Origin of the sequence: Thiobacillus thioparus DSM 505 (assembly GCF_000373385.1) — a bacterium.
In the GTDB taxonomy this organism is placed as follows: Bacteria; Pseudomonadota; Gammaproteobacteria; order Burkholderiales; family Thiobacillaceae; genus Thiobacillus; species Thiobacillus thioparus.
The window spans coordinates 116,005-141,059 of sequence record NZ_KB891332.1 but is presented as its reverse complement, the minus strand read 5'-3'; the positions used below and the strand labels follow the sequence as shown (position 1 = coordinate 141,059).

The window sequence follows — 25,055 nt, the reverse complement described above, 5'->3', positions numbered from 1 at the left end:
TCATGGCAAAACCCGCTTCCCGCAAATCCGGCCGCTCAGGCGGTAGTTCCATTTTCACCGGCGTGCTGATCGGTCTCATCATCGGCGCAATCCTCGCCGTAGGCGTGGCGCTGTGGGCAACCGATTCCAACCCGTTCAAGCTCGGCAAACCGGCAAACACCCCCAGCAAGCCCGTTACGCCGGCATCCCCTACGCCGGAAACCGCCCCCAGCTTCGATTTCTACAAGGTGCTGCCGGACAACACGTCGAGTGCGCTGCCCCCCACAGCGGCCCCCGCCAACACCGCACCCCGGCTTTATCTGCAGGCAGGCGCGTTCCAGCGGGCCGACGAAGCCGACAACCTGAAGGCCCAACTGGCCTTGCTGGGTGTCGAGGCGGTCATACAGACCAGCGAGGTCCCCAACAAGGGCGTGCTGCACCGAGTACGCATCGGCCCGTTCCACACCGCAGACGAGGCAAACCGTACCCGCAGCCTGCTCGCGCAGAACAATATCCCGGTCACACTGGTCAAAGAAGTTCCCACTCAACAGGAGACGCCTTGATGTTTGCCCGCACTTTGGCTTTTTTTGCCGCCGCTATTTTGTCCTTGTCTGCCATTGCCGCGCCGGAGGAGATGTTCGAAGGGCGCGACTACACACGCGTCAGCGTGCCGCAGCCGGTTGCGACCGGTAAGAAGATCGAGGTGCTGGAGTTCTTCTGGTATCGCTGTCCGCATTGCAACGCGCTTGAACCCGGTCTCAATGCGTGGCTGAAGAAGCTGCCCAAGGATGCCCAGGTTCGCCGTGTGCCGGCCGTATTCCGCGACGACTGGATGCCCGGTGCAAAAATCTATTACACGCTTGAGCAGATGGGTCTACTGAGTCGCCTGCATCGCAAGGTATTCGACGCCTATCACGTGGACAACCTCAACCTCGACGATCCGGCCGTGCTGGGCAGCTGGATCGCAAAGCAGGGCGTGGACCGCAAGAAATTCGAAAGCCTCTACAGCTCGTTCTCCATCCAGTCCAAGGCCACGCAGGGCGCACGGCTTGCCTCCACCTACGGCATCACGGGCGTGCCGGCCTTCATCATCGACGGCAAATACACCACCGCGGAGTCGATGACCGGCAGCGAACCCCGTCTGTTCGAGGTTCTCGACCAGCTGATCGTCAAGGCACGCGATGAGCGCGGCGGCAAGAAACCCGCGAAGTAAGTCTGTTGCCGCCCGTCCCACTCAAGGTAGCGAATAGGCCCTTGCGGGTTTTCATCACCGGGGCCAGTTCCGGCCTGGGTGCTGCGCTGGCGCGACACTATGGCGCAGCAGGCGCGCAACTGGGGCTGGCCGGGCGCCACCCGGGTGGCTTGCAAAGCATCGCCGCCGGGCTGGATGCGCACCTCTATCAGGCCGATGTGCGCGACGCGACAGCCATGCAGCGGGCTGCCATAACATTTTTGAACGAAGTCGGCGCACCCGACATCGTCATCGCAGCGGCCGGGATCAGCGTCGGCACGCTCACCGAATTCGCGGAAGACGCCCCGACATTCCGCGCAGTCATGGACACCAACGTGCTGGGGCTGGTGCACACCTTTCAGCCTTTCATCGGCGCCATGTCGCCCGGCGGCGTATTGTGCGGCATTTCCAGCGTGGCCGGAATACGCGGGCTGCCGGGCGGCGGCGCCTACTCGGCATCCAAGGCGGCCGCCACGGTCTATCTTGAAGCCCTGCGGCTCGAATTGAAAGCGCGTGGCATTGCCGTGGTCACGGTGGCGCCAGGCTATATCGATACGCCCATGACGCAGGTCAATCCCTATGCCATGCCTTTCAGGATGACGGCGCCGGCCGCTGCCGCCAAAGTGGTCCGCTGCATCGCCCGCCGCCGCCGTTCCACGGTGATCCCCTGGCAGATGGCCTGGGTGGCGCGGATGCTGAAATGGCTCCCCATTCCGGTCTATGATGCAGTTTTCGAAAAAGCGCCACGCAAACCGCGCAATCTGCCAACATAATGTGCATCGCACAACGCATCGGAGAAGCAATGCCTGCCCCCCTGAACCTCATCCTCATCGACGATCATCCGCTCCTGCGCATGGGTGTGGCGGGCTATATCGAGCAGGAGCCGGACCTGCGCCTCACCGCGCAACTGGCCAACGCCGCCGAATTGCGTGCGTGGATCGAAGCCGGCAACCGGGCCGACGCGGCACTGCTTGATCGCTCCCTCCCCGATGCCGACGGCCTCGATCTGGTCTCCGATCTACGCGATCTGGGCATCAAGGTCATCATGCTGACCATTGCCGACTCCGACGAGGAAATCTCCGAGGCCATTTCTTCCGGTGTCGACGGCTACGTCGTCAAATCCAGCGATCCCGAGCAGGTCCTGGCCGCCATCCGCAGCGTGTGCGACGGCCAGAGCAGTTTTCCGCTCAACATCATGCAGAAGATGGCACGCGGCGAACTCAACAACAATGCCCTGTCGGCGCTGACCGCGCGGGAAATGGAAATCGTCGACCATGTGAAGGAAGGACTTTCCAACAAGGCCATCGCCTACAAGATGACCCTGTCGGAAAACACCGTGCGCAACCACCTGCGCAACATCATGGAAAAGCTCGGCCTGCGCAATCGTGTCCAGGTCGCCACCCTGGCGTTGAAAGAAGACCGCAAGCGGCACTAGGCAAAAGCCACCCACAAAAAAGCGCGGCCATGCAGCCGCGCTTTTTTGTGGGTGGTCGCGCCTACTCCACGGTCACGGATTTCGCCAGGTTCCGCGGCTTGTCGACGTCCGTGCCTTTTTGCAGGGCGGCATGATACGACAACAGCTGCAGCGGCACGGTATGCAGGATCGGCGACAACACGCCGTTGCTGCCGCCCGGGAGTCGGATGACATGCACGAAGGCCGATTCCTCGATATGCACATCGCCGTCGGCGAACACATACAATTCGCCGCCGCGCGCCCGCACTTCCTGCATGTTCGACTTCAACTTCTCGATCAACTGGTCGTTGGGCGCGATGGTGATCACCGGCATGTCTTCGTCGACCAGCGCCAGCGGGCCATGCTTGAGCTCGCCCGCCGGGTAGGCTTCGGCATGAATGTAGGAAATTTCCTTCAATTTCAGCGCGCCTTCGAGCGCAATCGGGTAGTGCACGCCGCGGCCGAGGAAGAGCGCGTGGTGCTTGTTGGCGAAGCGCTGCGACCAGGCTTCGACCTGCGGCTCCAGCGCCAGTACCTGCTGCAGCTTGTTCGGCAGGCTGCGCAACGCCGCAAGGTGGGCCGTCTCCTGCTCAGGCGTCAGTCGGCCGCGTAGCTTGGCGAGTACCAGCGTCAGCAGGAACAGGCCCGCCAGTTGGGTGGTGAAGGCCTTGGTCGAGGCTACGCCGATTTCCGGCCCGGCACGCGTCAGGAACTTGAGCCGCGAAGTGCGCGTCAGCGCTGATTCCGCCACGTTGCAGATGGTCAGCGTCTTGTTCTGGCCAAGCGAGATGGCGTGGTTCAACGCCGCCAGCGTGTCAGCCGTTTCGCCCGACTGCGAGATGGTGACGATCAGCGCGTCGGGGTTCGGCACGCTGGTGCGATAACGGTATTCGCTGGCGATTTCCGCATAGGCCGGGATGCCGGCGATCTCCTCCAGCCAGTAGGTGGCCACTTTCGCGGCATGATAACTGGTGCCACAGGCGAGGAAGGTCACCGAATTCACCTGGCCCAACACGTCGGCGGCATCGAAGCCGAACCATTCGGGCTGGACGCGATCCTGTGCCACCGCAGTCAGCAGGGTATCGGTGAGCGCACGCGGCTGCTCATGGATTTCCTTCTGCATGAAGTGGCGGTAATTGCCGAGCTCGGCCATGTCGGCCGACAGTTCGGATACATGGATGCTGCGGTCGGCCTTGCGGCCCGCAGCGTCGTATACCGTCACCGCCAGCAGTCCGATATCGGCGACGTCGCCCTCTTCCAGGTACATCACGCGTTGGGTCACCGGCAGCAAGGCCGAGACGTCGGAGGCGATGAAGTTCTCCTCGATGCCGAGACCGATCAGCAGCGGGCTGCCCTTGCGCGCGCACACCAGGCGATTGGGCGCGTCCTCGCTCACCACGCCGATGGCATACGCACCTTCCAGCTCGGCCACCGTCGTACGGGTAGCCGCCAGCAGATCCTTCGACTGCCGGAAGTAATGCTCGATCAGGTGCGCAATGACCTCGGTATCGGTTTCCGACGTGAAGACGAAACCTTCCGCCTTCAGACGCGTACGCAGGGCTTCGTGGTTTTCGATGATGCCGTTGTGCACCACGGCGAGGCGGCCGCTGACGTGCGGATGTGCATTGGCCTCCGACGGCGCGCCGTGCGTGGCCCAGCGGGTGTGCGCAATACCGAGGTTGCCGTACACCTGCTGCGCGGCGCACGCTTCGGCCAGGCCCGCAACGCGACCGACGCTACGCACCCGCTTGAGGCCGCCATTGATGGTGACGAGGCCGGCCGAATCGTAACCGCGGTATTCCAGCCGCCGCAGGCCCTCGAGCAGAATGGGGACAACGTTACGCTGCGCCACCGCGCCGACTATGCCGCACATACCTAGCCTTCCTTTTTCTGTTTGACCGGCCGTTTCCAGCCATTGACGGTGAGCTGCTTCGCCCGCGATAACGTCAGCTCACCGGCGGGGGCATCGCGCGTCAGCGTCGTGCCCGCGCCCAGCGTCGCGCCCTGGCCGACAGTGACAGGCGCCACCAGTTGCGTGTCGGATCCCACGAAAACATCGTCCTCGATGACCGTGCGGTGCTTGTTGGCGCCATCGTAATTGCAGGTGATGGTGCCCGCGCCGATGTTGACCCGCTTGCCCATGGTGGTGTCGCCGACGTAGGACAGATGGTTGATCTTGGAGCCGTCGTCGATCTGGCTGTTCTTGATCTCGACGAAGTTGCCGACGTGGACGTCGCGCGCCAGGGACGTGCCCGGGCGAATGCGCGAGAACGGCCCCAGCCGGTTGGCCTCGCCGATGACGGCATCGTCGACCAGGGTGAACGCGTCGATGCGCGTGCCGGCCGCCACCTTGACGTTGCGCAGCACGCAGTTAGCGCCCACTTGCACGCTGTCGCCCAATTCCACAAGGCCTTCGAATACGCAATTGACGTCGATCACGACGTCGCGCCCGCATGTCAACGTGCCGCGCACGTCGAGTCGGGCCGGGTCCATCAAGGTGACGCCGGCGTCGAGCAGTGCCCGCGCGATCTCGCCCTGGTGAATGCGTTCGAGTTCGGCCAACTGGGCCTTGCTGTTGACGCCGAGCACTTCCCATTCGAAGGCCGGATGGTCGGTTTCCACCGTCAGGCCATCGCGCACCGCCAGTGCGATGATGTCGGTGAGGTAGTACTCACCTTGCGCGTTGTCGTTCTTCAGTTCATCGATCCACCGCCTGAGATGGCGGGTCTCTACCGCAAGGATGCCGGTGTTGACTTCATGGATCGCCCGCTCGGCAGGAGTCGCGTCCTTGTGCTCGACGATGCGCCGTACCCGGCCGTCGGCATCCCGCACGATGCGCCCGTAGCCGTCGGGCTGCGCCAGTTTGACCGTGAGGAGTCCCAGTTTGCCTGCCTGGGCTGCGGTCACGAGCGGTCGCAAGGTACGCGTATGCGTCAACGGGACGTCGCCATACAACACCAGCGTCACACTGTCGTCGGACAGCTGCGGCAACGCCTGCTTCACTGCATGGCCGGTGCCATGCTGTTCGGCCTGTAGCACAAACGTCAGTTTGTCGTCAGCCATCGCCTGCGGCACGGCCTCGCCGCCAAAGCCGTAGACGACGCAGGTTTGGGCCGCACCCAGCGCATGGGCCGTATCCACGACATGGCCAAGCAGGGGTTTGCCGGCCAGCTTGTGCAGCACCTTGGGCAGGTCGGACCGCATCCGGGTGCCCTTGCCCGCCGCGAGTATCAGGATTTCAAGCTTGGAATGCATTCGGGTCGTCCGGGTGTGTGAATCGCATCAGCAGAATGAGAGCAAATCGCGCGCCAAGTATAAAGCCTGTACGGGGCCGTCAAAATGAAAAGGCAACCCGCAGGTTGCCTTTTCTGTTTTCGCACGTGGGATCGTCTACCAGCGATACGGGGTCAGCGCTCCGTAGCCGGCTCACGTTTCCGCAACGAGTTCAATTGAGCGGCTGCAATTCGACCCGGCGGTTCTTGAAGCGGCCGTCCTCCGTCTTATTGTCGGCGACCGGCTGGGATTCGCCATAAGCCTTGACCACCAGGCGGTCTGCCGCGATCCCCTTGCTGACCAGGTAATCGCGTACCGCTTCTGCGCGGTGGAGCGAGAGGCGCATATTGTAAGCTGCGGTTCCCCGACTGTCGGTATGGCCCGCAATTTCCACTTTACCGTCGCCCCACTCCTTCAAGCTGGCTACCGCTTCATCCAGGGTAGCGTGCGCTTCCGGCCGCAGGGTGGCTTTATCGTAATTGAAATTGACGTCGTTCAATACCAGCTTTTTGGGAGCCGGGGCGGCAACAGGTGCGACCGGGGCAGCAGGCGCGGCCACAACCGCTGGGCAGCCATCGTCTGTTTTGGCATAAACTGTGGGGCACTTGTCATCGCCATCCACAATCCCATCGCCGTCACTGTCCAGTTCGCATCCATCGGCGTTGACCTTGCGGCCGGCCGGCGTATCGGGGCATTTGTCCTTGCTGTCGACGACACCGTCGCCGTCGCTGTCGACTTCCTTGGGCACAGCGCAGGGCTGATCCAGAAGCTGCTTGCCCGGACAACCAATGGTCCTGTAGAGCTCGTAACCGATCGTTTTCCCGGTCGAACTCGCTGCGTTGCTGGGATCGTAGAAAACACCTTGGGCAGCTTGGGCCGAGATCACGCCGGCAGACATGAGCGTAGCCGCACTGGCACAAAGAAGTAGACGGGTTGTTCGCATATTTGATATTCCTTTGATTATCTAAAAAACACAGAAACGAAAATACTCGTGATTTTCGTATTCCCCTGAATGTACATTACGGAAGCGGACGACTGGCATGTCCCAATCCTGCGTGCACATTACCAATCTAGTGCATTCACTGACTTCAGTTGCCGGCCAGTCGCCAGACTTTATCATGGGGACACTCCGTCAACGCAGATCCCCTGTCGCCCCTCCGTGTGGGCGATCAAATCTTGGGTATGGGTTGCACCGATCGCGCCTTACATAATCCGAGGGGCTGCCGGCTCCGACACATGGACCACCTGCCAACCTGTAAAAACATAGTCAAAAAAAGCAGTTAAAATCTTGCGTTGTATACCGTATAAAGACTCCATGAAGATACGGCCGATCAAAGCCATCATTGCCGATGACGACAGCGTGACCCGTCATCTTCTGCGCACGCTATTGCGCCAGCACAACGTCGAAGTCGTCGGCGAAGCCTGCAACGGCAAGGAAGCGTTGCAAAAGTGTGCCGCTGAGATTCCCGACATCCTTTTTCTGGATATCAACATGCAGGAGATGGATGGCTTTGAAACGCTTCAGCACGCCCGGCATGCCATACCAGGCCTTGCCGTCGTCATGATCAGTTCGGACTCGACGGTAGGCAACGTACAAAAGGCGCATGCCCATGGCGCCGACGGCTTCATCGTCAAGCCGTTCAGCGCAGCGCGCGTATTGGAAGCCGTCACGCGTTGCTGCCGATAAGCATCCTTTCGGCGCTCTGCCGATTCATTCAATAGATGGGGTCGCCATCCGCCGCCGGCAGCCCCGATTGCCTCAAGTGCATCAGACGGCCGATATTGTGAAGTACCGTGTTCACCGCCTCAGCGAGAGCGCTGGCATTTTCGTACAGGCATAATTCCTCCAGTTGCTTGGCTGAAGCGTGTACGGCGACGGTCCCGCAATAACTGGACGCACCCGACAGGCCATGCGCCACGCTGTGCATGCGTACGGTATCCCCCGCCTCCAGGGCCGCGCTGAGATTGTCGGCATATTCCGGCAACAGGTCGTACAACAGATCCAGCGCTTCGCGCCACGTGACCGGATCGCCATACGTGCACTCAACGCTGAGCCGGGGATCAAGTACGGGATGTGTCATGACGTGTCTACGCATAACTCCTGTGTGGACGACAGCTAACACTCGAGTCCGCAAATGGCAGGGCGGCATGTTCCTGCCAGCAAAAAGGGCAACCCGGAGGTTGCCTTTTTTTACGTCAAAAACACCAGCGGATCAAGTCAGCTTGCGCAGCTTCTTGATTGCCGCCAGCTGGGCAACGGCCTGGGCCAGTTCGGCTTGCGCTTGCGCATAGTCGAGCGTGGCGGCCTTGTCCTTCATCGCTTCCTCGGCGGCGCGCTTGGCCTCGAGCGCCTTGGCCTCGTCAAGGTCGGCTCCGCGAATGGCGGAGTCGGACAGGATGGTGACAATATGTGGCTGCACTTCGAGAATGCCGCCGGACACGTAGACCAGTTCTTCTTCTGCCTGGTTCGGCACTTTGATGCGCACCGCACCCGGCTTGAGCGTGGTCAGAAGCGGCGTGTGACGCGGGTAGATGCCGAGCTCGCCACGCTGACCAGGGGCAATCACCACTTCGGCGATGCCGGAGTAGAGCGATTTTTCTGCGCTGACGATGTCGACGTGAATGGTCATGGCCATGTTTTAACCTCGTATGGGCCAGGTTTCAAGAGACAGGGGAGATTTCTGATCTACGCCCGGTCTCCCGCCTGCGCTTTTACTGAATCGTCTTCGCCTTTTCGACGGCTTCTTCGATCGCACCGACCATGTAGAAAGCCTGTTCGGGCAGATGGTCGTATTCGCCTTCGACGATCGCCTTGAAGCCCGCAATGGTCTCTTTCAGCGTGACATACTTGCCGGGCGCGCCGGTGAACACTTCGGCAACGAAGAAGGGCTGCGACAGGAAGCGCTGGATTTTCCGCGCGCGGGACACCGCCAGCTTGTCTTCCGGCGACAGTTCGTCCATGCCCAGAATCGCGATGATGTCGCGTAGTTCCTTGTACTTCTGCAGGGTGCCCTGAACCGCACGGGCGACGCCGTAGTGCTCCTCGCCGACAACCTGTGGATCGAGAATCCGCGAGGTCGAGTCGAGCGGATCCACCGCGGGGTAGATGCCGAGTTCGGCAACCTGGCGCGACAGCACCAGGGTTGCGTCGAGGTGGGCGAAGGTGGTCGCGGGCGACGGGTCGGTCAGGTCGTCCGCCGGCACGTAAACGGCCTGGAAGGACGTAATCGAGCCGGTGCGGGTCGAGGTGATGCGCTCCTGCAAGCGGCCCATTTCGTCGGCCAGCGTCGGCTGGTAACCCACCGCGGACGGCATCCGGCCAAGCAGCGCGGACACTTCGGTACCGGCCAGGGTGTAGCGGTAGATATTGTCGACGAACAGCAGCACGTCGCGGCCTTCGTCGCGGAAGTATTCGGCCATGGTCAGGCCGGTCAGCGCGACGCGCAGACGGTTGCCCGGCGGTTCGTTCATCTGGCCGTACACCAGCGCGACCTTGTCCAGCACGCCGCCTTCTTTCATCTCGTGATAGAAGTCGTTGCCTTCGCGGGTACGTTCGCCGACGCCGGCAAACACCGAGAAACCGCTATGCTGCACGGCGATGTTGCGGATCAGTTCCATCAGCGTCACGGTCTTGCCCACGCCGGCACCGCCGAACAGGCCAACCTTGCCGCCCTTGGCGATCGGCATGATCAGGTCGATCACCTTGATGCCGGTTTCGAGGATTTCCACGGCGGCAGCCTGATCCGCATAGGCGGGAGGCTTGCGGTGAATCGGCATGTGCTTTTCGGCGTTGACCGGACCAGCTTCATCGATCGGCGTGCCCAGCACGTTCATGATGCGGCCCAGGGTCGCCTGGCCGACCGGCACCAGAATCGGGTTGCCGGTGGCCAGCACGTCCATGCCACGGCGCAAGCCGTCCGTAGAGCCCATTGCAATGGCACGCACCACGCCGTCGCCGAGCTGCTGCTGGACTTCGAGGGTCAGCTCGGGAGTCTGCATTTTCAGTGCTTCGAAGACCTTGGGCATGGAATCACGTGAAAATTCCACGTCCACCACGGCACCGATGATCTGAACAATTTTTCCGTTGCTCATGTTGATTTCCTAATCAATTAAATTCTGTATGCCGCGCGCTCAAACCGCTGCTGCGCCCGCTACGATTTCCGACAGTTCCTTGGTAATCGCGGCCTGGCGGGTCTTGTTGTAAACCAGTTTCAGCTCGCCGATCACGTCTTTTGCGTTGTCGGACGCGGCCTTCATCGCCACCATCCGTGCCGACTGTTCGCACGCGATGTTCTCCGCCACGCCCTGATACACCAGCGATTCGATGTAGCGCATCAACATGCCGTCGACGACCGGCTTGGCATCGGGTTCGTAGATGTAGTCCCAGTGCGTTTTCAGGCTGGCTTCTTCCGTGTCTTCCATTTGCGCCAGTGGCAGCAGTTGGGTCAGCGTCGGTTCCTGCTTCATGGTATTCACGAAGCGGTTGTAGACGATATAAAGCGCGTCGATCTTGCCTTCCAGATACGCATCCAGCATGACCTTGACCGGTCCGATCAGCTTGTCCATGTGCGGTGTATCACCGATTCCGGTCAGTTGCGACACCACATTGGCACCGAGGCGCTGCATGAAACCCAGGCTCTTGTTGCCGATCGCGGTGACGTCGATGCCGACGCCGGCGGCTTCCCACTGCTTCATCTGGCTCACCACCACACGAAAGGCGTTGGTATTGAGTCCACCGCACAGACCTTTGTCCGAGCTGATGACAATGACACCGACGCGCTTGACGTTTTCACGCGCAATCACAAAAGGATGCTTGTATTCCGTGTGCGCATACGCCAAGTGCGTCGCCACTCGGGCGATTTTCTCGGCGTAGGGACGCGCGGCCTTCATGCGCTCCTGCGCCTTGCGCATCTTGGATGCCGCGACCATTTCCATGGCCTTGGTGATCTTGCGCGTGTTTTCCACGCTCTTGATCTTGGTCCGTATCTCTTTTCCGGCTGCCATAGTGGCTCCTAACTAATCAGCGCGGTCTATCAATAGACGCCGGTTTTCTTGAACTCGTCCACCGCGGCGGTGAGCGCCTTTTCGGTCGCATCATCCAGGTTGCCGCTGGTTTCGATGGTGTCCATGATGCTGGCGTACTTGGATTTCATGAATGCCATCAAGGCGGATTCGAACGGCAGGATCTTGCTGACTTCGACGTCATCCATGTAGCCCTTGTTGACGGCGAACAGGGTCAGCGCCATCTGCGACACCGACATCGGCGAGTACTGCGCCTGCTTCATCAGTTCGGTCACGCGGCGGCCGCGCTCCAGCTGCTTGCGGGTGGCTTCGTCGAGGTCGGACGCGAACTGGGCGAAGGCCGCGAGTTCGCGGTACTGCGCCAGCGCCAGACGGACACCGCCGCCAAGCTTCTTGATCACCTTGGTCTGTGCGGCGCCGCCGACGCGGGACACCGACAGACCGGCGTTGATCGCGGGACGGATACCGGCGTTGAAGAGGTCGGTTTCCAGGAAGATCTGGCCGTCGGTAATCGAGATCACGTTGGTCGGCACGAAGGCGGAGACGTCGCCGGCCTGTGTTTCGATGATCGGCAGCGCGGTCAGCGACCCGGTCTTGCCCTTGACAGCGCCGTTGGTGATTTTCTCGACGTAGTCGGCGTTGACGCGCGCAGCGCGCTCCAGCAGACGCGAGTGCAGGTAGAACACGTCGCCAGGGTAGGCTTCGCGGCCCGGCGGACGGCGCAGCAGCAGCGACACCTGACGGTAGGCCCAGGCCTGCTTGGTCAGATCGTCGTACACGATCAGCGCATCTTCACCGATATCGCGGAAGAATTCGCCCATGGTGCAACCGGAGTACGGGGCGATGTACTGCATCGCAGCAGCATCGGACGCGGTCGCGGCAACCACGATGGTGTGATCCATCGCGCCGTGCTCTTCCAGCTTGCGCACCACGTTGGCCACCGAAGAAGCCTTCTGGCCGATGGCGACGTAGATACACTTCACGCCGGTGCCCTTCTGGTTGATGATGGCGTCGATCGCGACGGCGGTCTTGCCGGTCTGGCGGTCGCCGATGATCAGTTCGCGCTGGCCGCGGCCGACGGGAACCATGGCGTCGATCGACTTGAGGCCGGTCTGCACCGGCTGGTCGACCGATTTGCGTTCGATCACGCCGGGCGCGATGCGCTCGATCGGCATGGTGGTGTCGGCGGCGATCGGGCCCTTGCCGTCGATTGGCTGCCCCAGCGAGTTCACCACGCGACCCAGCAGGCCACGGCCGACAGGCACTTCGAGAATGCGGCCGGTGCACTTGGCCACGTCGCCTTCTGTGATGTGTTCGTAATCGCCCAGGATCACGGCACCGACAGAGTCACGCTCGAGGTTGAGCGCCACGCCGAAGGTGTTGCCCGGCATTTCGATCATTTCACCCGACATCACGTCGGACAAACCATGAATGCGGACGATGCCGTCAGTGACGGACACGATCGTGCCTTGGGTGCGCAGTTCGCTCGACGCACCAAGGTTCTCGATCTTGGCTTTAATCAGTTCGCTGATTTCGCTTGGATTCAATTGCATGTCTGTTCTCCGAACCGTGAGGTTCCGATAATTTTGAGTTCGTGATTAGCCTTGCAGCGCGAAAGCCATGCGCTGCAGCCGTCCCTTAACCGAGCCGTCTATCACCTGGTCGCCGATGGCGATCACCGCGCCGCCGATCAGTTCGGGATCGACCGCAACCTGCACATTCACTGAGCGGTTGAATTTGGCCTTGAGTCCGGCGACCAGATCGTCAACCTGCGCCTGCGTCAGTTCCTGCGCGCTGGTGATGGTGGCCTCGAGGGTGCCTTCGGCGTTGGCCTTCAGCGTCTCGAATTGTGTGCCGACTTCCGGCAGCAGCGACAAGCGGTCGTTCTCGGCCAGCACCTTGACGAAGTTGGCGCCGCGTTCGCCGAGATCGCTACCGGCGACGTCGATGACGAGGCCGGCCACACGTTCGGCCGAAACGGCCGGATCGGTGATCAGGCGTGCCACCTGGGCATCCGAAACGATGGCCGCCAACGTGGCGACACGGCTCGACCAGCCTGCCAGGTCATTCTCGCCCTGCGCCATGCGGAATACCGCTTCGGCGTAGGGACGAGCCAGGGTAGACAGTTCGCTCATGGTTTACAGCTCGGCTTTCAGCTGGCCCAGCAGCTCAGCGTGGGTTTGCGCATTGACTTCGCGGCGCAGGATTTTCTCCGCGCCAGCCACAGCCAGCCCAGCCACCTGCTCGCGCAGGCTTTCGCGCGCACGGTTGGTTTCCTGTGCAATATTGGCCTGGGCAGCAGCCAGTTGACGATCGCCTTCTTCCTTGGCGGCCACTTTTGCCTCTTCGATGATCTGCGCCGCGCGTTTTTCAGCCTGGGCGATCACTTCGGCAGCCTGGGCCTTGGCGTCGCGCATGTTGTCGCCGGCCTTCTTGGCGGCCAGTTCCAGCTCGTGCTTGCCGCGATCGGCCGCGGCCAGGCCGTCGGCGATCTGCTTTTTGCGCGTTTCGAGCGCATTCATGATCGGCGGCCACACGAACTTCATGCAGAACCACACGAAGAAGATGAACGTGATGGACTGGCCGATCAAAGTTGCGTTGAAGTTCATATCCGCACCTTTTAATGACGGGGGTTAGACAAGTTCCGTAGCAACCCGCGAATTAACCGGCAACGGCGAACAGAACGTACATGGCCAGACCGACAGCGATCATCGGCACGGCGTCAACCAGACCCATGACGATGAAGAACTGGGTACGCAGCATCGGGATCAGTTCGGGCTGACGGGCTGCGCCCTCGAGGAAGCGGCCACCGAGGATGCCGATACCGACGGCTGCACCGAGCGCGCCCAGGCCCATCATCAGGGCGCCAGCGATGTACAGTACGGCTTGAGTCATTTCCATTTGTTGCTCCTAGAAGTAAAAATTAAAGTTGAAAACAAGAAACCAGAAAATTAAATACGACTGAATCAGGGGGATCGCTTAGTGGTGCTCAGCGTGTGCCATGTCCAGATACACGATGGTCAGCGTCATGAAGATGAAGGCCTGCAGCGTGATGATGAGGATGTGGAACACCGCCCACGCCCACTGCAATGCGCCGCCAAACACGGCCAGCACCCAGCCGCCGCCGAACATCAGCGCAATCAGGATGAAGATCATTTCGCCGGCGTACATGTTGCCGAAGAGACGCAGGGCCAGCGAGATCGGCTTCGCGATCAGGCCGACGCCCTCGAGCAGCAGGTTGACCGGGAACAGGAATTTGGGGAAAGGCTGGAAGGCCAGCTCGGAGAAGAAACCACCCGCGCCTTTCATCTTGACGCTGTAGTACAGCACCAGGAAGAAGATCGATAGCGACAGGCCGAAGGTCACGTTGGGATCGGTCGACGGCACGATCTTCAGGTGCGGCACGCCCGACAGCGTCGCAGCATAGGGAAACCAGTCGACCGGGAAGAGGTCCATCAGGTTCATCAGGAACACCCACATGAACACGGTGAGAGCCAGCGGAGCGACCATCGCATTCTGGTGCGAGAAAGAGCCGCGCACGGAACCATCAATGAACTCGATGATCCATTCGACGAAATTTTGCAGGCCGGACGGAATGCCGGTCGTCGCCTTTTTGGCCGCCATGCGGAACAGGAGCAGGAAGAGCAACCCCAGGCCAATCGAGAAGAGCATGCTGTCGACGTTGATCGCCCAGAAGCCCATGGACTTGGCCTCTGCGGCGCCATGGGCGAAGCCCCAGGTGCCGTCAGGAAGTTGTCCGTAAGTCAGGTTTTGCAGGTGGTGCTTGATGTATTCACCGGAGGAATGGGATTCCGTAGCCATAGTGATCTATTTCAATAAGTGGGTTTTGGATGGACACGCGGGGCGTTCCCATTCAAAACCAACCTTGGCAAAACTTCGCCCTTCGGCTATTTGCCGTTTCGGCCTGCCGCAGCAGCCAGCCAGGCAAACTGGGCCAGCACCAAGCCAAGCAGTAAGGGCAGCGGGTCAAGCTTCAACACGCCGAGTCCCAGGCCCAACAAGGCAACCAGCAGGACCAAGCGCTCGATGCTGACGCGAACAAACACCTTCAACAATCGATGCTGATCCCATTCCGGGTGAGCCATTGACTGCTGCTCACGCCAGACCAGCACTGCGCTCACGGCCAGCGCGACGAGCACGCCATACGCAGCCGCCAGCCCCGCATCCATACCTGCAATTGCAGTACCGCTTAGCGCGGCCACGAACACGAGCACCGACTGCGCCCGAACCACCCGTCGGGTGCCGGTAGTGATGCCGTTGAACATTTAGCCAATTATGATACTAGAATTAGTGCGGTCTATGCAATCATCAGGCTGCTTGATGATGAATTTCAGTACGTAGTGATGTTGCTGGCGAGCCCGTTACAACTGGATTCCCAGACGTTGCAGCAAACCCTGCAACTCTTCCGCGCTGGCGAAGTGGAGTGTGAGTTTGCCACTGCCTTTGCTGTTGGTTCGCACATGGGCGGTCATTCCCAGGGCATCCGACAGCGCCTCTTCCAGGCGAAGCGTGTCGCGCGAAACAGCCTGGCTAGCCGGCGCGGCGGCGACATCCTTCAACCGCGCCACCCGGCGCTCGACCTCGCGCACCGACAGGCCTTTGGTTTCGATTTCGTGCGCCAACTCGCGCTGTGCGCCTGCATGCAAGGGCAGCAGCGCACGCGCATGGCCCATCTCGATCAACCCTGCGGTGAGCATATCCTGCACCGGGTGCGACAGGTTCAGCAGGCGCAACAGGTTGGACACGGCCGCCCGCGATTTTCCGACCGCCTGTGCAGCCGCATCGTGGGTCATGCCGAACTCGTGGATCAGGCGCTGCAGACCATGCGCTTCGTCAATGGCATTGAGGTCTTCGCGCTGGATGTTCTCGATCAGCGCCATCGCCGCCACCGCATCGTCGGCAACTTCGCGCACCAGCACCGGGATTTCGTTCAATCCGGCCAGTTGCGCCGCACGCCAGCGTCGTTCGCCGGCAATGATTTCATAGCCGGCGGCAACTTCACGCACCAGGATCGGCTGCATCAGACCCTGCGCGCGGATGGAATCGGCGAGTTCCTGCAGCGACTCGCTGTCCATCTGGGTACGCGGCTGATATTTGCCGGGCGCCAGTTGCCCCACCTTCATCATGCGCAGGTCGCCTTGTGGCGGCGCGGCATTGTCTTCGCCGCCAAGCAGCGCGTCGAGTCCGCGCCCGAGTCCCTTGAGTTTGGCCATTATGCTGTCTCCCCCACTGTAATGCCTGCACGTCGTAACGTTTCTTCCGCGAGCTCCATATACGCTCTGGCCCCCTTGCACTGGCGGTCGTAGGCCAGCACGGGCAGGCCGTGGCTGGGTGCCTCGGCGAGTCGCACGTTGCGCGGAATCACGGTGTCGTACACCTTGTTGCCGAAATGCTGCTTGATCTGGTCCGACACCTGCTGCGCCAGCGTGCTGCGCGGATCGAACATCACCCGCAGCAACCCCTCGATCTCGATCGACGGATTCAAGCGTTGCTTGACCTTCTTGATAGTGGCCACCAGATCGGTCAGTCCTTCCAGGGCGTAGTATTCGCACTGCATCGGGATCAGCACCGATTGCGCGGAAGCAAAGGCATTGACGGTCAGCAGATTCAAGGTCGGCGGGCAGTCCATCAGGATGAAATCGTAGTCGTCGGCCACTTGTGCCAACGCGACTTTCAGCCGGAGGTCGCGCTGTTCCAGATTCACCAGATCAATTTCCGCGCCGGCAAGTTCGCGGTTCGCCGGAATGACGTCAAAATGCCCCGGCTCCGAGCGCATCCGCGCCTCGCGCACGCTCACCTGATTGAGCAGGATCTGATAGACGGTCGGCAGTGCCGTGCGCTTTTCGATACCCGCCCCCATGGTCGCGTTGCCCTGCGGATCGAGGTCGGCCAGCAGCACGCGCTGTCCAAGTTCAGCCAGGCTCGCGGCCAGGTTCACCGCCGTCGTCGTCTTGCCGACGCCGCCTTTTTGATTGGCAATTGCCAGGATTCGGCTCATTCAACAGGCTCCAGAACAATCAAGTGGCGGGTCGCATCCAGACCCGGGACGGCCAATACATGGTCAGCGCTTACTTTCACGCCAGCCGGCAATAAGGCAAGCTCTTCGTGCGGATATAAGCCCTTCATGGCGAGCCAGCGGCCCGCCGGCTTGAGTAGGTGGCGAGTCAAGGCGACGAACTCCCTGAGGTCGGAAAATGCCCGCGAGGTAATGAGGTCGAACCCCGTTTCGGGCCGATAATCCTCCACCCGATTCGTCACCACGCTCAGATTATCCAGACCAAGTTCCGTTTTGGCCTGCAGCAGGAAAGCGGTCTTCTTGGCAATGCTGTCGATCAGCGTCACCTGCAAATCCGGTCGTGCGATCGCCAGCGGAATGCCTGGCAAACCGCCGCCGCTACCGACGTCAAGCACGCGCCCCTCCTGGAAAAAAGGGACAGCTGCCAGCGAATCGAGCAGATGATGGCTGACCATACGCTCGGTATCGCGCACCGCGGTCAGGTTGTACACGCGGTTCCATTTATCCAGCAGCGCAAGATACGCCAACAGCTTCGCCTCGGCATCAGCAGGCAATGCCAGCCCGAGGGCGGCGATTCCCGCCGCGAGTCGCGTGTGAAGTGTCATGCGCTTTTCTTCTGCTCGTCGGGCTTGAAGCCGCGCTTGGCATACACAAGCAGCACCGAGATCGCTGCCGGGGTGATGCCCTGCAAGCGGGACGCCTGGCCCAGCGTTTCGGGGCGCGCCTTCTGCAAGCGCTGGCGAACCTCCATCGACAGACCGGTCAACTGGCTGTAGTCGAGATCCACGGGCAGACGCAGGCTTTCCTGCTCACGCTGCTTGTCGACTTCCTCGTTCTGGCGGTCGATGTAGCCTTGGTATTTGGCGGCGATTTCGACCTGCTCGGTGACACACGCGTCAACCTCTCCTGCGCCGCCGCCCGGCAGGGCTACCACCTGCACGTAACTCAGGTTGGGTCGACGCAGCAATTCGAACAGGCTGTATTCGTGCTCGATCGGCTGACCAATCAGGCGGGTGGCGGCCTCGGCAGGCAGAATAGTCGGATTGACCCAGACCGATTTCAGGCGTTCGGTTTCACGTGAAACCGCATCCCTCTTCCGATTGAACGCGTCCCAACGGACCTCATCCACCACGCCAAGGGCGCGCCCGATTTCAGTCAGCCGCATGTCGGCATTGTCCTCACGCAACTGCAGCCGGTATTCAGCACGGCTGGTGAACATACGATAAGGCTCCGACACCCCACGCGTGATGAGGTCGTCGACCAGCACGCCGAGATAAGCCTCATGTCGGCCCGGGCTCCAGGTCTCTTTCCCCTGCACCTGCAAGCCCGCGTTGATCCCAGCGAGTAGACCCTGAGCGGCGGCCTCCTCATAGCCGGTGGTGCCGTTGATCTGTCCGGCGAAGAAAAGCCCGGCGATCGACTTGGTCTCCAGCGAGGCCTTGAGGTTACGCGGATCGTAGTAATCGTACTCGATAGCGTAGCCTGGGCGCAGGATGTGTGCCTGTTCCAGTCCCGGGATCGAGCGCACGATGGCGAGTTGAACGTCGAACGGCAAGGAGGTCGAGATGCCGTTGGGATAGATCTCGTGTGTGGTCAGCCCCTCGGGTTCGAGGAAAATCTGGTGGCTGGCCTTGTCGGCAAAGCGGGTGATCTTGTCCTCGATCGACGGGCAGTAGCGCGGCCCCACTCCTTCGATGACGCCAGTGTACATCGGCGAGCGGTCAAGGCCGCCGCGGATGATCTCGTGCGTTTCCGCGGTGGTGTGGGTAATCCAGCACGGGCGCTGCTCGGGATGCATCGCCGCACGCCCCATGAAGGAAAACACGGGCGCCGGATCGTCGCCCGGCTGCACCTGAGTCTGGCTGTAATCGATGGTACGGCCATCGATACGCGGCGGGGTGCCGGTTTTCAGCCGTCCCACGGGCAGATTCAGTTCGCGCAGTCGTGTGGCAAGCGACACCGCAGGTGGGTCGCCCATGCGGCCCGCCTGAAAATTTTCCAGGCCGACATGGACCAGACCGGCCAGGAACGTGCCCGTGGTCAGTACCACTGCGCGGCCACTGAACACGATGTCGAGTTGGGTTTTCACGCCGACGACGCGGTCCCCATCGAGCACCAGATCATCGACCGCCTGCTGGAACAGCGTGAGATTGGGTTGATTTTCAAGCCGTGCCCGGATCGCCGCCTTGTACAGCACGCGGTCGGCTTGGGCGCGGGTGGCCCGTACTGCCGGGCCCTTTGACGAATTGAGTGTACGGAACTGGATCCCAGCCTCGTCGGTGGCCAAGGCCATTGCACCGCCGAGCGCGTCGACCTCTTTGACCAGGTGCCCTTTGCCGATGCCACCGATCGACGGATTGCACGACATGGCGCCCAGGGTCTCGATATTGTGCGACAGCAGCAGCGTCTTCACGCCCATGCGCGCGGCCGCCAGCGCGGCCTCGGTGCCGGCATGGCCGCCGCCGACGACGATGACATCGAAGGATTCGGGGAATTTCATGATGGCCGCCATTCTACCCGTTGCCGGGCTCTGTTTCACGTGAAACAGGCAATGCGGAACATGGCCCCGTTGTCCCGCCGCTCAATTCATTTCAACCTGCAGATGCTTTCGCCTCCAGCATTTCCCAGCGTGTCAGCGCCTCGAGCAGCCCGGCTTCGATGGCTTCCGAGCGTGCCTGCAACGCCGCAGCCTCCTGCGGACTCGCTTGATACAACGCCGGATCCGCCAGCCGCTCTGCAATCTGTGCCTGCTCGGCCTCCAGCGCCTCGATCTGCGCCGGCAGCGCTTCGAGCTCCCGTGCCTCTTTGAAACTGAGTTTGCTTTTGGATGCGGGCTTGGCCGGCGCAGTCTGGACAGACGCCTTGGGGGTCGCCCCACGCGGAGCCTCGGCCGCGACTCGCTGTCGTTGCTGCCAGGCGCGCCAGTCGGCATAGCCACCGACGATCTCGGTCAGCTTGCCCTCACCCTCGAACGCGATCGACTGGGTAACGACGTTGTCCAGAAACGCGCGGTCGTGCGAGACGATGATGACGGTGCCGCCGTAGTCTTGTAGCAGCTGCTCCAGCAATTCCAGGGTATCGATGTCGAGATCATTGGTCGGCTCGTCCAGCACCAGCAGGTTGGCAGGGCGGGCAAACAGGCGTGCCAGCAACAGCCGGTTGCGCTCGCCTCCGGACAGCGCCGACACCTTGGCGCGGGCGCGTTCGGCGGGAAACAAAAAATCTTCCAGATAGCTGATGACATGCTTTTTCTGGCCGCCGATTTCAACGTAGTCGGAGCCAGGCGAAATCGTGTCGATCAGCGTCGCCTCGTCGTTCAGCTGGTTGCGGAACTGGTCGAAATACGCGACCTCAAGCTTGGTTCCCTGCTTGATCCAGCCCGATTGCGGCTTCAGCTCGCCCAGGATCAGCCGGATCAGCGTGGTCTTGCCGACCCCGTTGGGGCCCAGGAGGCCCAGCTTGTCGCCGCGCAGGATAGTCGTGGAGAAATCGCGGATCAGCACGCGGTTGTCGTAACCGTAGGTGACGTGATCGAGTTCGGCCACCACTTTGCCGGAGCGATCGCCAGCGTCAATGTGGAAGCCCACCTGCCCTGCATGGGCGATGCGCGCCTCGCGGGTGCGGCGCAAGGCTTCCAGCCGGCGCACCCGGCCTTCGTTACGGGTGCGGCGCGCCTCGACCCCCTTGCGGATCCAGGCCTCTTCCTGTTTCCAGAACTTGTCGAACTTGCGGTTGTGGACTGCCTCGACCTCCAGCTGCTCGGCCTTCTTGAGCTGATAGGCGCTGAAATTGCCCTGGTATTCGCGCAACTGGCCGCGATCGAGCTCGACGATGCGGTTGGCGACGTTGTCCAGGAAACGCCGGTCGTGGGTGATGAAGAGCAGCGCGCCGCGGTAGTCGTTGAGCATGGTCTCCAGCCATTCGATGGCGGAAAAATCCAGATGGTTGGTCGGCTCGTCCAGCAGCAACAGTTGAGGGTCGGTCACCAGCGCGCGAGCCAGCGCCACCCGCTTTTTCAGGCCGCCGGACAGGGTTTCCACCGCCGCGTCGGCATCCAGATTCAGGCGTTGCAGGGTTTCTTCCACCCGGCTGTGGAACCGCCAGGCATCGGCCACTTCCAGCTCATGCGACAGCCGCTCGAAATCGGCGTACACCGTTTCATCGCCTTCCGCCATGGCATGCGCCACGGCGTGGTATTCGGCCAGCAGGGTCTGTGCTGCGCCGACGCCCTCCGCCACCGCCTCGAACACGCTATGGCCGGCCTGGAACTGCGGTTCCTGGGGCACATATGCCAGCTTCAGGCCGGGCGCGCGCCACACCTCGCCCGCATCCGCCAGACTCTCGCCGGCGATGATTTTCAGCAGGCTGGACTTACCCGTGCCGTTGCGGCCGATCAGGCCGATACGCTCGCCTGCCTCGACCACCAGCGAGGCGCCGTCGAGAAGCGGCCAGTGGCCGTAGGCCAGTTCGAGTCGGTCAAGCGTAAGGAGCGGCATGGTATGGACGATGAAACAACGAGCGCGGAATTATCCGCGATTGAGGGCCGCATGGACGGCTCGCGCAATATTTAATGCATGGGGTGTGTCGCTGTGCAAGCAGAGGGTTTCAGCCTGAACCCGGAGGGGCGTGCCATCCAGCGCGATAACGGCCCTTCCCTGCGCAAGTGCGCACGCCTGCTGCGCTGCCGCGTCGGGATCGGTCACCAGTGCGCCCTCGGTTTCACGTGAAACAAGCTGGCCATTGGATTGGTATCGGCGATCGGCAAACGCTTCATTCAACACAATCCGTCCAGCCGCCCGGCCGGCAGCGATCAATTGCGACCCCGCCAACCCGACCAGTGCCAGACCGGGGTCGAATGCCGTGACCGCCTGCACAATGGCCTGGGCCACATTGCGGTCCTGTGCCGCCGCGTTGTAAAGCGCACCATGCGGTTTCACATGCGCCAGCCGCAGGCCCAGCCGCACGGCCTGTTCGGCCAGTGCTTCCGTCTGCTGCGTGACCCAGGCCGCAATATCTTCCGCGGAGGCCTCCAGCGCGCGGCGGCCAAATCCGATGCGATCCGGATAGCTCGGATGCGCGCCCACCGCTACACCGTGTTCGGCCGCCAGCCGCAACGCCGCCGCCATGCTCGCGGTATCGCCGGTGTGTCCGCCGCAGGCGATGGACGCGCGCGACAGATACGGCATCAGTGCGCCGTCATCGCAGCCCTCGCCAATATCCGCATTCAACTCGATCATGCCAGTTCCTTGAACATCCACTGCCCTGTTGCCAGTTTGCGCGCCGCCTCGACCTCAATCGTCACGAACCGGACCGCATCGCCAGGCTTCAATTGCGCCAGCCGGGGCACGTCCGCCGTAATCACGCCGGCGATCACCGGATAACCGCCGGTCACCGGCCCATCCCATCCCAGGATGATCGGCTGGCCGTCCGGCGGGACCTGTACGCTGCCGGGCAGCACGCCCTGCGACGGCAACTCGGCCCGGCGACGCTTGACCGACGCCCCGGCCAAGCGTAAACCCCGCCGATCCGATGCCACATCGACCCGGTATGGCGTGCCGAAAAATGCGGCCAAGCCGACATCATCGAACTGCCCAGCCTGCGGCCCCGCCACCACCCGCAAGCAGCCCTTCGCCTCGTCAACCGGGGGACTGGCGCGAAGCAGTTTCATTTCATTCGCCGGCACATCGCAGCGCAGGGTATCCCCGGCCTGCAGGGCTCGCCCGCAATGTCCGCCAAACCCCGACGGCAGAAAGGTGCTGCGGCTACCCATCACCGACGGCACAGCCAACCCGCCACGCAGTGCCAGCCAGCAGCGGCAACCCGTCTCGGGACGGTCCAGGGTCAAAACTTCACCTGCTGCCATCACCAGCGTCTCATTCCACGCCACTGGGGCACCACTGCTGCGACGGGCGGCAAAACGGGCGCCCGTAAGCGCCGCCACCCCGCCCAGCGGAAACTGCAGTCGCGGCCCGGACAACGCAATCTCCAGCCCGGCCGCCGCCGGGTCGTTACCCACCAGGCGGTTGGCCGCCGCCAGCGCTGCCGGATCGGCCGCCCCGCTCGCCGGCACGCCAAGCATCCGCCGGCCCGGGCGCCCCAAATCCATCACCAGGTCGCACAAACCTGCACGCAGAACCTCGATCATGTGGGAACGAAACGTACCCGGTCGCCCGGCATCAGCAAGGCCGGTGCAGGGCGATCGGGGTCGAACAACACCGCGTCGGTCCGCCCGATGACATGCCAGCCGCCCGGCCCGCCTGCCGGGTAGATCCCGGTATAGGGTCCGCCGATCGCCACGCTGCCCGCTGCGACCTGTTGCCGCGGCGACGCCCGGCGCGCCGCCTGCAGCGTGGGTGGCAGCCCCTGCAGATAGGGGAATCCGGGCTGGAATCCCAAAAACGCCACCGTATACTCCCTCGCGGCGTGGCAATCGATATAGGCTGCCGCACTCATGCCCGCACGCTTGGCCAATGCCGGCAGATCCGGCCCCGCCGCGCCGCCGTAGTCGACGACGATCTCATGTCGTTTCCCTTTCACCGCCGTCTGCGCAATGTCCAGAGGCGCACTCAACGCCGCCCGCACTTCCGGCGACACCCTCGCCGCTCGCCGCAATATCAACAACAAGCTGCCATCTGCAGGAATAATGTCTTCAACGTCTGGCAAGTTCATCGAAAGTAACGATGCGTAGCGTACCAATGTTATGGTGCCTGTCTCGATCCGCAGGCCACGTTCGCCAACCCAGCGCCAGCCCGCAGGGGCGACGATAGGTTGACCGGTTGTCTGCTTTCCCATAGGGTAGAAGTCCCTTTTCGGAGTTTCGTATGATGCGACGGATCGCAAGCAGCACTATGCTGATGGGCGCCAGTGTAAAGGCAACACCGGCGCTTGCGGTCCCGGCACAAAACACCCGCAGCCCGTCGATCCCCCTCCAGGCGAGTATTGCCTCGCCAAGGCGAAAACTCCAGCCCTCGCGGAGACCGGTCGTGCATCGCAGCCGCCCAGTCCTTCCCTGCGCCTGACGGAATATTGCCTCTCATCTCTCCGATGGAAATCTACCAGCATATTTTTGAATACACGCCCGACACCCTGTTCGTCATCGACCAGGGCGGGCGCGTAATCCTGGCGAACGCGCAGGCGGAGACCCTGTTCGGCTATGATCGAAGCGAGCTGATCAACCAGCCTGTCGAAATGTTGATCCCGGCCCGCTTCTCCGCCCTCCATATCGACCATCGCGCCCGCTATATCACCCAAGCACACAGCCGATCGATGGGCGGAGCCGCCGAGCTTTTCGCCCTGCGCAAGGATGGCAGCGAGTTTCCGGTCGACATCATGTTGAGCCCGATGCTGCTTCATGGCGACCAACTGGTCCTCTGTGTCGTACGCGATATCACCGAGCGCAAGGCCGCCCAGGATGCGCTCGCGCGGCAAACCACCGAACTCCGGCAGCTGCATGCGGAACTGGAACTGCTCGCCAACCATGACGGCCTGACCGGCCTGTACAACTGGCGTGCGTTTTACGAATACGCCGAGCAAATGCTCAAAACCGCCCATCGCCGGCAGGAAAACGCAACCCTGCTGATGATCGATCTGGATCATTTCAAACAGATCAACGACCGTTTCGGCCATGCCGAAGGCGATCGCGTCCTGCAGGCCGTCGCATCCACCCTCAAGGCCGCAGCCCGGGAAAACGACATCGTGGCGCGACATGGCGGCGAGGAGTTTGTCGTGGCCGCGCTCGGATTGAGCGAAGCAGAAAGCCTGATGGCGGCCGAACGGCTGCGCGCGGCCGTGGCGGCCATCGAAAACATGAAAACCCGCATCACAACCAGCGTCGGCATTGCCACGCTCACCCCGCAAACGCAGAAATACGAAACGCGCCGAATACTGGCCGAACTGCTCGACAAGGCCGACCAGGCACTCTACGCGGCCAAGCACAATGGCCGGAACCAGGTCTGCCACTTCAACCGTCTCACAGATCTGGCACAGCCCGCCACGTCGTAATGGACTGGCCCCTGTCGGCCGCGCCCCGGCGGGGCCCGGATACGCCAGAGACAACAAAA

27 protein-coding genes are annotated in these 25,055 nt (G+C 62.0%); 6 read left to right on the top strand and 21 right to left on the bottom strand.

Annotated elements, in window-relative coordinates:
• The first annotated feature begins 2 nt into the window (after window positions 1–2).
• Genes B058_RS0115090 through B058_RS0115075 form a run of 4 tightly spaced genes read left to right on the top strand, consistent with a single transcriptional unit; the run spans window position 3 to window position 2,645 of the window.
• On the top strand, window positions 3–542 hold the full coding sequence (locus B058_RS0115090; protein WP_018509333.1) for an SPOR domain-containing protein: 540 nt from the start codon (window positions 3–5) through the stop codon (window positions 540–542).
• The gene (locus B058_RS0115085) at window positions 542–1,192 is read left to right on the top strand and encodes a thiol:disulfide interchange protein DsbA/DsbL (protein WP_018509332.1); all 651 of its coding nucleotides are present in this window, start codon (window positions 542–544) and stop codon (window positions 1,190–1,192) included. The genes B058_RS0115090 and B058_RS0115085 overlap by 1 nt, the downstream gene beginning before the upstream one ends.
• A 41-nt stretch (window positions 1,193–1,233) precedes the next feature.
• Window positions 1,234–1,983: an SDR family oxidoreductase gene (locus B058_RS0115080; RefSeq protein WP_018509331.1), complete on the top strand. Its 750-nt coding sequence runs from the start codon at window positions 1,234–1,236 to the stop codon at window positions 1,981–1,983.
• A 29-nt stretch (window positions 1,984–2,012) separates the two neighbouring features.
• Entirely contained in the window at window positions 2,013–2,645 is a 633-nt protein-coding gene (locus B058_RS0115075; protein WP_018509330.1) for a response regulator, read from the top strand.
• A gap of 61 nt (window positions 2,646–2,706) precedes the next feature.
• Here the strand turns inward: B058_RS0115075 and glmS are convergent, their stop codons facing one another.
• From glmS to B058_RS0115060, 3 genes are all read right to left on the bottom strand, one after another.
• Window positions 2,707–4,536 (bottom strand): glutamine--fructose-6-phosphate transaminase (isomerizing), encoded by a 1,830-nt coding sequence (gene glmS, locus B058_RS0115070; RefSeq protein WP_018509329.1) that lies wholly within the window; start codon window positions 4,534–4,536, stop codon window positions 2,707–2,709.
• Between the two features lie 2 nt (window positions 4,537–4,538).
• Window positions 4,539–5,918, bottom strand: a complete 1,380-nt coding sequence (gene glmU / locus B058_RS0115065) for a bifunctional UDP-N-acetylglucosamine diphosphorylase/glucosamine-1-phosphate N-acetyltransferase GlmU (protein ID WP_018509328.1) — start codon at window positions 5,916–5,918, stop codon at window positions 4,539–4,541.
• Window positions 5,919–6,108: 190 nt separating this feature from the next.
• Complete coding sequence (locus tag B058_RS0115060; RefSeq protein WP_018509327.1) at window positions 6,109–6,834, bottom strand: OmpA family protein; 726 nt, start codon at window positions 6,832–6,834, stop codon at window positions 6,109–6,111.
• A 417-nt stretch (window positions 6,835–7,251) separates the two neighbouring features.
• Between B058_RS0115060 and B058_RS0115055 the strand changes: the two genes are divergently transcribed.
• The gene (locus B058_RS0115055; RefSeq protein ID WP_018509326.1) at window positions 7,252–7,623 is read left to right on the top strand and encodes a response regulator transcription factor; all 372 of its coding nucleotides are present in this window, start codon (window positions 7,252–7,254) and stop codon (window positions 7,621–7,623) included.
• 28 nt (window positions 7,624–7,651) lie between these two features.
• On the opposite strand, the gene B058_RS0115050 is transcribed toward B058_RS0115055, so the two are convergent.
• The 18 genes from B058_RS0115050 to pxpB all read right to left on the bottom strand — a co-directional run bounded on the left by B058_RS0115050 (window position 7,652) and on the right by pxpB (window position 23,787).
• Complete coding sequence (locus tag B058_RS0115050; RefSeq protein WP_169335105.1) at window positions 7,652–8,032, bottom strand: Hpt domain-containing protein; 381 nt, start codon at window positions 8,030–8,032, stop codon at window positions 7,652–7,654.
• A gap of 117 nt (window positions 8,033–8,149) precedes the next feature.
• On the bottom strand, window positions 8,150–8,572 hold the full coding sequence (locus B058_RS0115045) for a F0F1 ATP synthase subunit epsilon (protein WP_018509324.1): 423 nt from the start codon (window positions 8,570–8,572) through the stop codon (window positions 8,150–8,152).
• A gap of 76 nt (window positions 8,573–8,648) precedes the next feature.
• On the bottom strand, window positions 8,649–10,028 hold the full coding sequence (atpD, locus tag B058_RS0115040) for a F0F1 ATP synthase subunit beta (protein WP_018509323.1): 1,380 nt from the start codon (window positions 10,026–10,028) through the stop codon (window positions 8,649–8,651).
• A 39-nt stretch (window positions 10,029–10,067) separates the two neighbouring features.
• Window positions 10,068–10,940 (bottom strand): F0F1 ATP synthase subunit gamma, encoded by an 873-nt coding sequence (atpG, locus tag B058_RS0115035; RefSeq protein WP_018509322.1) that lies wholly within the window; start codon window positions 10,938–10,940, stop codon window positions 10,068–10,070.
• A 29-nt stretch (window positions 10,941–10,969) separates the two neighbouring features.
• Complete coding sequence (atpA, locus tag B058_RS0115030; RefSeq protein ID WP_018509321.1) at window positions 10,970–12,511, bottom strand: F0F1 ATP synthase subunit alpha; 1,542 nt, start codon at window positions 12,509–12,511, stop codon at window positions 10,970–10,972.
• Window positions 12,512–12,556: 45 nt separating this feature from the next.
• Window positions 12,557–13,093 (bottom strand): F0F1 ATP synthase subunit delta, encoded by a 537-nt coding sequence (locus tag B058_RS0115025; protein ID WP_018509320.1) that lies wholly within the window; start codon window positions 13,091–13,093, stop codon window positions 12,557–12,559.
• 3 nt (window positions 13,094–13,096) lie between these two features.
• A complete protein-coding gene (locus B058_RS0115020) occupies window positions 13,097–13,567 on the bottom strand; it encodes a F0F1 ATP synthase subunit B (protein ID WP_018509319.1) in 471 nt (156 codons plus the stop codon).
• 52 nt (window positions 13,568–13,619) lie between these two features.
• Window positions 13,620–13,859, bottom strand: a complete 240-nt coding sequence (gene atpE / locus B058_RS0115015) for a F0F1 ATP synthase subunit C (protein ID WP_018509318.1) — start codon at window positions 13,857–13,859, stop codon at window positions 13,620–13,622.
• Between the two features lie 78 nt (window positions 13,860–13,937).
• Entirely contained in the window at window positions 13,938–14,780 is an 843-nt protein-coding gene (gene atpB, locus B058_RS0115010) for a F0F1 ATP synthase subunit A (RefSeq protein ID WP_018509317.1), read from the bottom strand.
• A gap of 86 nt (window positions 14,781–14,866) precedes the next feature.
• Complete coding sequence (locus B058_RS0115005; protein ID WP_018509316.1) at window positions 14,867–15,244, bottom strand: ATP synthase subunit I; 378 nt, start codon at window positions 15,242–15,244, stop codon at window positions 14,867–14,869.
• Between the two features lie 96 nt (window positions 15,245–15,340).
• Window positions 15,341–16,192: a ParB/RepB/Spo0J family partition protein gene (locus B058_RS0115000; RefSeq protein WP_018509315.1), complete on the bottom strand. Its 852-nt coding sequence runs from the start codon at window positions 16,190–16,192 to the stop codon at window positions 15,341–15,343.
• Window positions 16,192–16,977 (bottom strand): ParA family protein, encoded by a 786-nt coding sequence (locus tag B058_RS0114995; RefSeq protein ID WP_018509314.1) that lies wholly within the window; start codon window positions 16,975–16,977, stop codon window positions 16,192–16,194. Before B058_RS0114995 ends, B058_RS0115000 begins: the two co-directional genes overlap by 1 nt.
• Window positions 16,974–17,600, bottom strand: coding sequence for a 16S rRNA (guanine(527)-N(7))-methyltransferase RsmG (gene rsmG / locus B058_RS0114990; protein ID WP_018509313.1), 627 nt, complete (start codon window positions 17,598–17,600; stop codon window positions 16,974–16,976). The genes B058_RS0114995 and rsmG overlap by 4 nt, the downstream gene beginning before the upstream one ends.
• Window positions 17,597–19,495, bottom strand: coding sequence for a tRNA uridine-5-carboxymethylaminomethyl(34) synthesis enzyme MnmG (mnmG, locus tag B058_RS0114985; RefSeq protein ID WP_026240969.1), 1,899 nt, complete (start codon window positions 19,493–19,495; stop codon window positions 17,597–17,599). Before mnmG ends, rsmG begins: the two co-directional genes overlap by 4 nt.
• A 91-nt stretch (window positions 19,496–19,586) precedes the next feature.
• Window positions 19,587–21,491: an ATP-binding cassette domain-containing protein gene (locus tag B058_RS0114980; protein ID WP_018509311.1), complete on the bottom strand. Its 1,905-nt coding sequence runs from the start codon at window positions 21,489–21,491 to the stop codon at window positions 19,587–19,589.
• A 30-nt stretch (window positions 21,492–21,521) separates the two neighbouring features.
• Window positions 21,522–22,232, bottom strand: coding sequence for a 5-oxoprolinase subunit PxpA (pxpA, locus tag B058_RS0114975; protein ID WP_018509310.1), 711 nt, complete (start codon window positions 22,230–22,232; stop codon window positions 21,522–21,524).
• A complete protein-coding gene (locus B058_RS17080) occupies window positions 22,229–23,140 on the bottom strand; it encodes a 5-oxoprolinase subunit C family protein (protein ID WP_018509309.1) in 912 nt (303 codons plus the stop codon). Before B058_RS17080 ends, pxpA begins: the two co-directional genes overlap by 4 nt.
• Window positions 23,137–23,787: a 5-oxoprolinase subunit PxpB gene (pxpB, locus tag B058_RS0114965; RefSeq protein ID WP_026240968.1), complete on the bottom strand. Its 651-nt coding sequence runs from the start codon at window positions 23,785–23,787 to the stop codon at window positions 23,137–23,139. Before pxpB ends, B058_RS17080 begins: the two co-directional genes overlap by 4 nt.
• Before the next feature lie 252 nt (window positions 23,788–24,039).
• Here pxpB and B058_RS0114960 point away from each other — a divergent pair, with 252 nt between their 5' ends.
• On the top strand, window positions 24,040–24,996 hold the full coding sequence (locus tag B058_RS0114960; RefSeq protein ID WP_018509307.1) for a diguanylate cyclase: 957 nt from the start codon (window positions 24,040–24,042) through the stop codon (window positions 24,994–24,996).
• Window positions 24,997–25,055: the final 59 nt, after the last annotated feature.

What these genes read in the sequence shown, in the direction of transcription:
- B058_RS0114980 (WP_018509311.1), bottom strand. Translation starts at nt 21,491, where the DNA reads ATGCCGCTCCTTACGCTTGACCGACTCGAACTGGCCTACGGCCACTGG.
- mnmG (WP_026240969.1), bottom strand. Translation starts at nt 19,495, where the DNA reads ATGAAATTCCCCGAATCCTTCGATGTCATCGTCGTCGGCGGCGGCCAT.
- B058_RS0115045 (WP_018509324.1), bottom strand. Translation starts at nt 8,572, where the DNA reads ATGGCCATGACCATTCACGTCGACATCGTCAGCGCAGAAAAATCGCTC.
- atpG (WP_018509322.1), bottom strand. Translation starts at nt 10,940, where the DNA reads ATGGCAGCCGGAAAAGAGATACGGACCAAGATCAAGAGCGTGGAAAAC.
- atpD (WP_018509323.1), bottom strand. Translation starts at nt 10,028, where the DNA reads ATGAGCAACGGAAAAATTGTTCAGATCATCGGTGCCGTGGTGGACGTG.
- B058_RS0115005 (WP_018509316.1), bottom strand. Translation starts at nt 15,244, where the DNA reads ATGTTCAACGGCATCACTACCGGCACCCGACGGGTGGTTCGGGCGCAG.
- B058_RS0114960 (WP_018509307.1), top strand. Translation starts at nt 24,040, where the DNA reads ATGGAAATCTACCAGCATATTTTTGAATACACGCCCGACACCCTGTTC.
- B058_RS0115025 (WP_018509320.1), bottom strand. Translation starts at nt 13,093, where the DNA reads ATGAGCGAACTGTCTACCCTGGCTCGTCCCTACGCCGAAGCGGTATTC.
- B058_RS0115085 (WP_018509332.1), top strand. Translation starts at nt 542, where the DNA reads ATGTTTGCCCGCACTTTGGCTTTTTTTGCCGCCGCTATTTTGTCCTTG.
- pxpB (WP_026240968.1), bottom strand. Translation starts at nt 23,787, where the DNA reads ATGGGAAAGCAGACAACCGGTCAACCTATCGTCGCCCCTGCGGGCTGG.
- atpA (WP_018509321.1), bottom strand. Translation starts at nt 12,511, where the DNA reads ATGCAATTGAATCCAAGCGAAATCAGCGAACTGATTAAAGCCAAGATC.
- B058_RS0114995 (WP_018509314.1), bottom strand. Translation starts at nt 16,977, where the DNA reads ATGAGCCGAATCCTGGCAATTGCCAATCAAAAAGGCGGCGTCGGCAAG.
- pxpA (WP_018509310.1), bottom strand. Translation starts at nt 22,232, where the DNA reads ATGATCGAGTTGAATGCGGATATTGGCGAGGGCTGCGATGACGGCGCA.
- B058_RS0115075 (WP_018509330.1), top strand. Translation starts at nt 2,013, where the DNA reads ATGCCTGCCCCCCTGAACCTCATCCTCATCGACGATCATCCGCTCCTG.
- glmU (WP_018509328.1), bottom strand. Translation starts at nt 5,918, where the DNA reads ATGCATTCCAAGCTTGAAATCCTGATACTCGCGGCGGGCAAGGGCACC.
- glmS (WP_018509329.1), bottom strand. Translation starts at nt 4,536, where the DNA reads ATGTGCGGCATAGTCGGCGCGGTGGCGCAGCGTAACGTTGTCCCCATT.
- B058_RS0115050 (WP_169335105.1), bottom strand. Translation starts at nt 8,032, where the DNA reads ATGCGTAGACACGTCATGACACATCCCGTACTTGATCCCCGGCTCAGC.
- B058_RS17080 (WP_018509309.1), bottom strand. Translation starts at nt 23,140, where the DNA reads ATGATCGAGGTTCTGCGTGCAGGTTTGTGCGACCTGGTGATGGATTTG.
- B058_RS0115020 (WP_018509319.1), bottom strand. Translation starts at nt 13,567, where the DNA reads ATGAACTTCAACGCAACTTTGATCGGCCAGTCCATCACGTTCATCTTC.
- atpE (WP_018509318.1), bottom strand. Translation starts at nt 13,859, where the DNA reads ATGGAAATGACTCAAGCCGTACTGTACATCGCTGGCGCCCTGATGATG.
- B058_RS0115060 (WP_018509327.1), bottom strand. Translation starts at nt 6,834, where the DNA reads ATGTCTGCCGGCGTGATCTCGGCCCAAGCTGCCCAAGGTGTTTTCTAC.
- B058_RS0115090 (WP_018509333.1), top strand. Translation starts at nt 3, where the DNA reads ATGGCAAAACCCGCTTCCCGCAAATCCGGCCGCTCAGGCGGTAGTTCC.
- B058_RS0115000 (WP_018509315.1), bottom strand. Translation starts at nt 16,192, where the DNA reads ATGGCCAAACTCAAGGGACTCGGGCGCGGACTCGACGCGCTGCTTGGC.
- B058_RS0115055 (WP_018509326.1), top strand. Translation starts at nt 7,252, where the DNA reads ATGAAGATACGGCCGATCAAAGCCATCATTGCCGATGACGACAGCGTG.
- atpB (WP_018509317.1), bottom strand. Translation starts at nt 14,780, where the DNA reads ATGGCTACGGAATCCCATTCCTCCGGTGAATACATCAAGCACCACCTG.
- rsmG (WP_018509313.1), bottom strand. Translation starts at nt 17,600, where the DNA reads ATGACACTTCACACGCGACTCGCGGCGGGAATCGCCGCCCTCGGGCTG.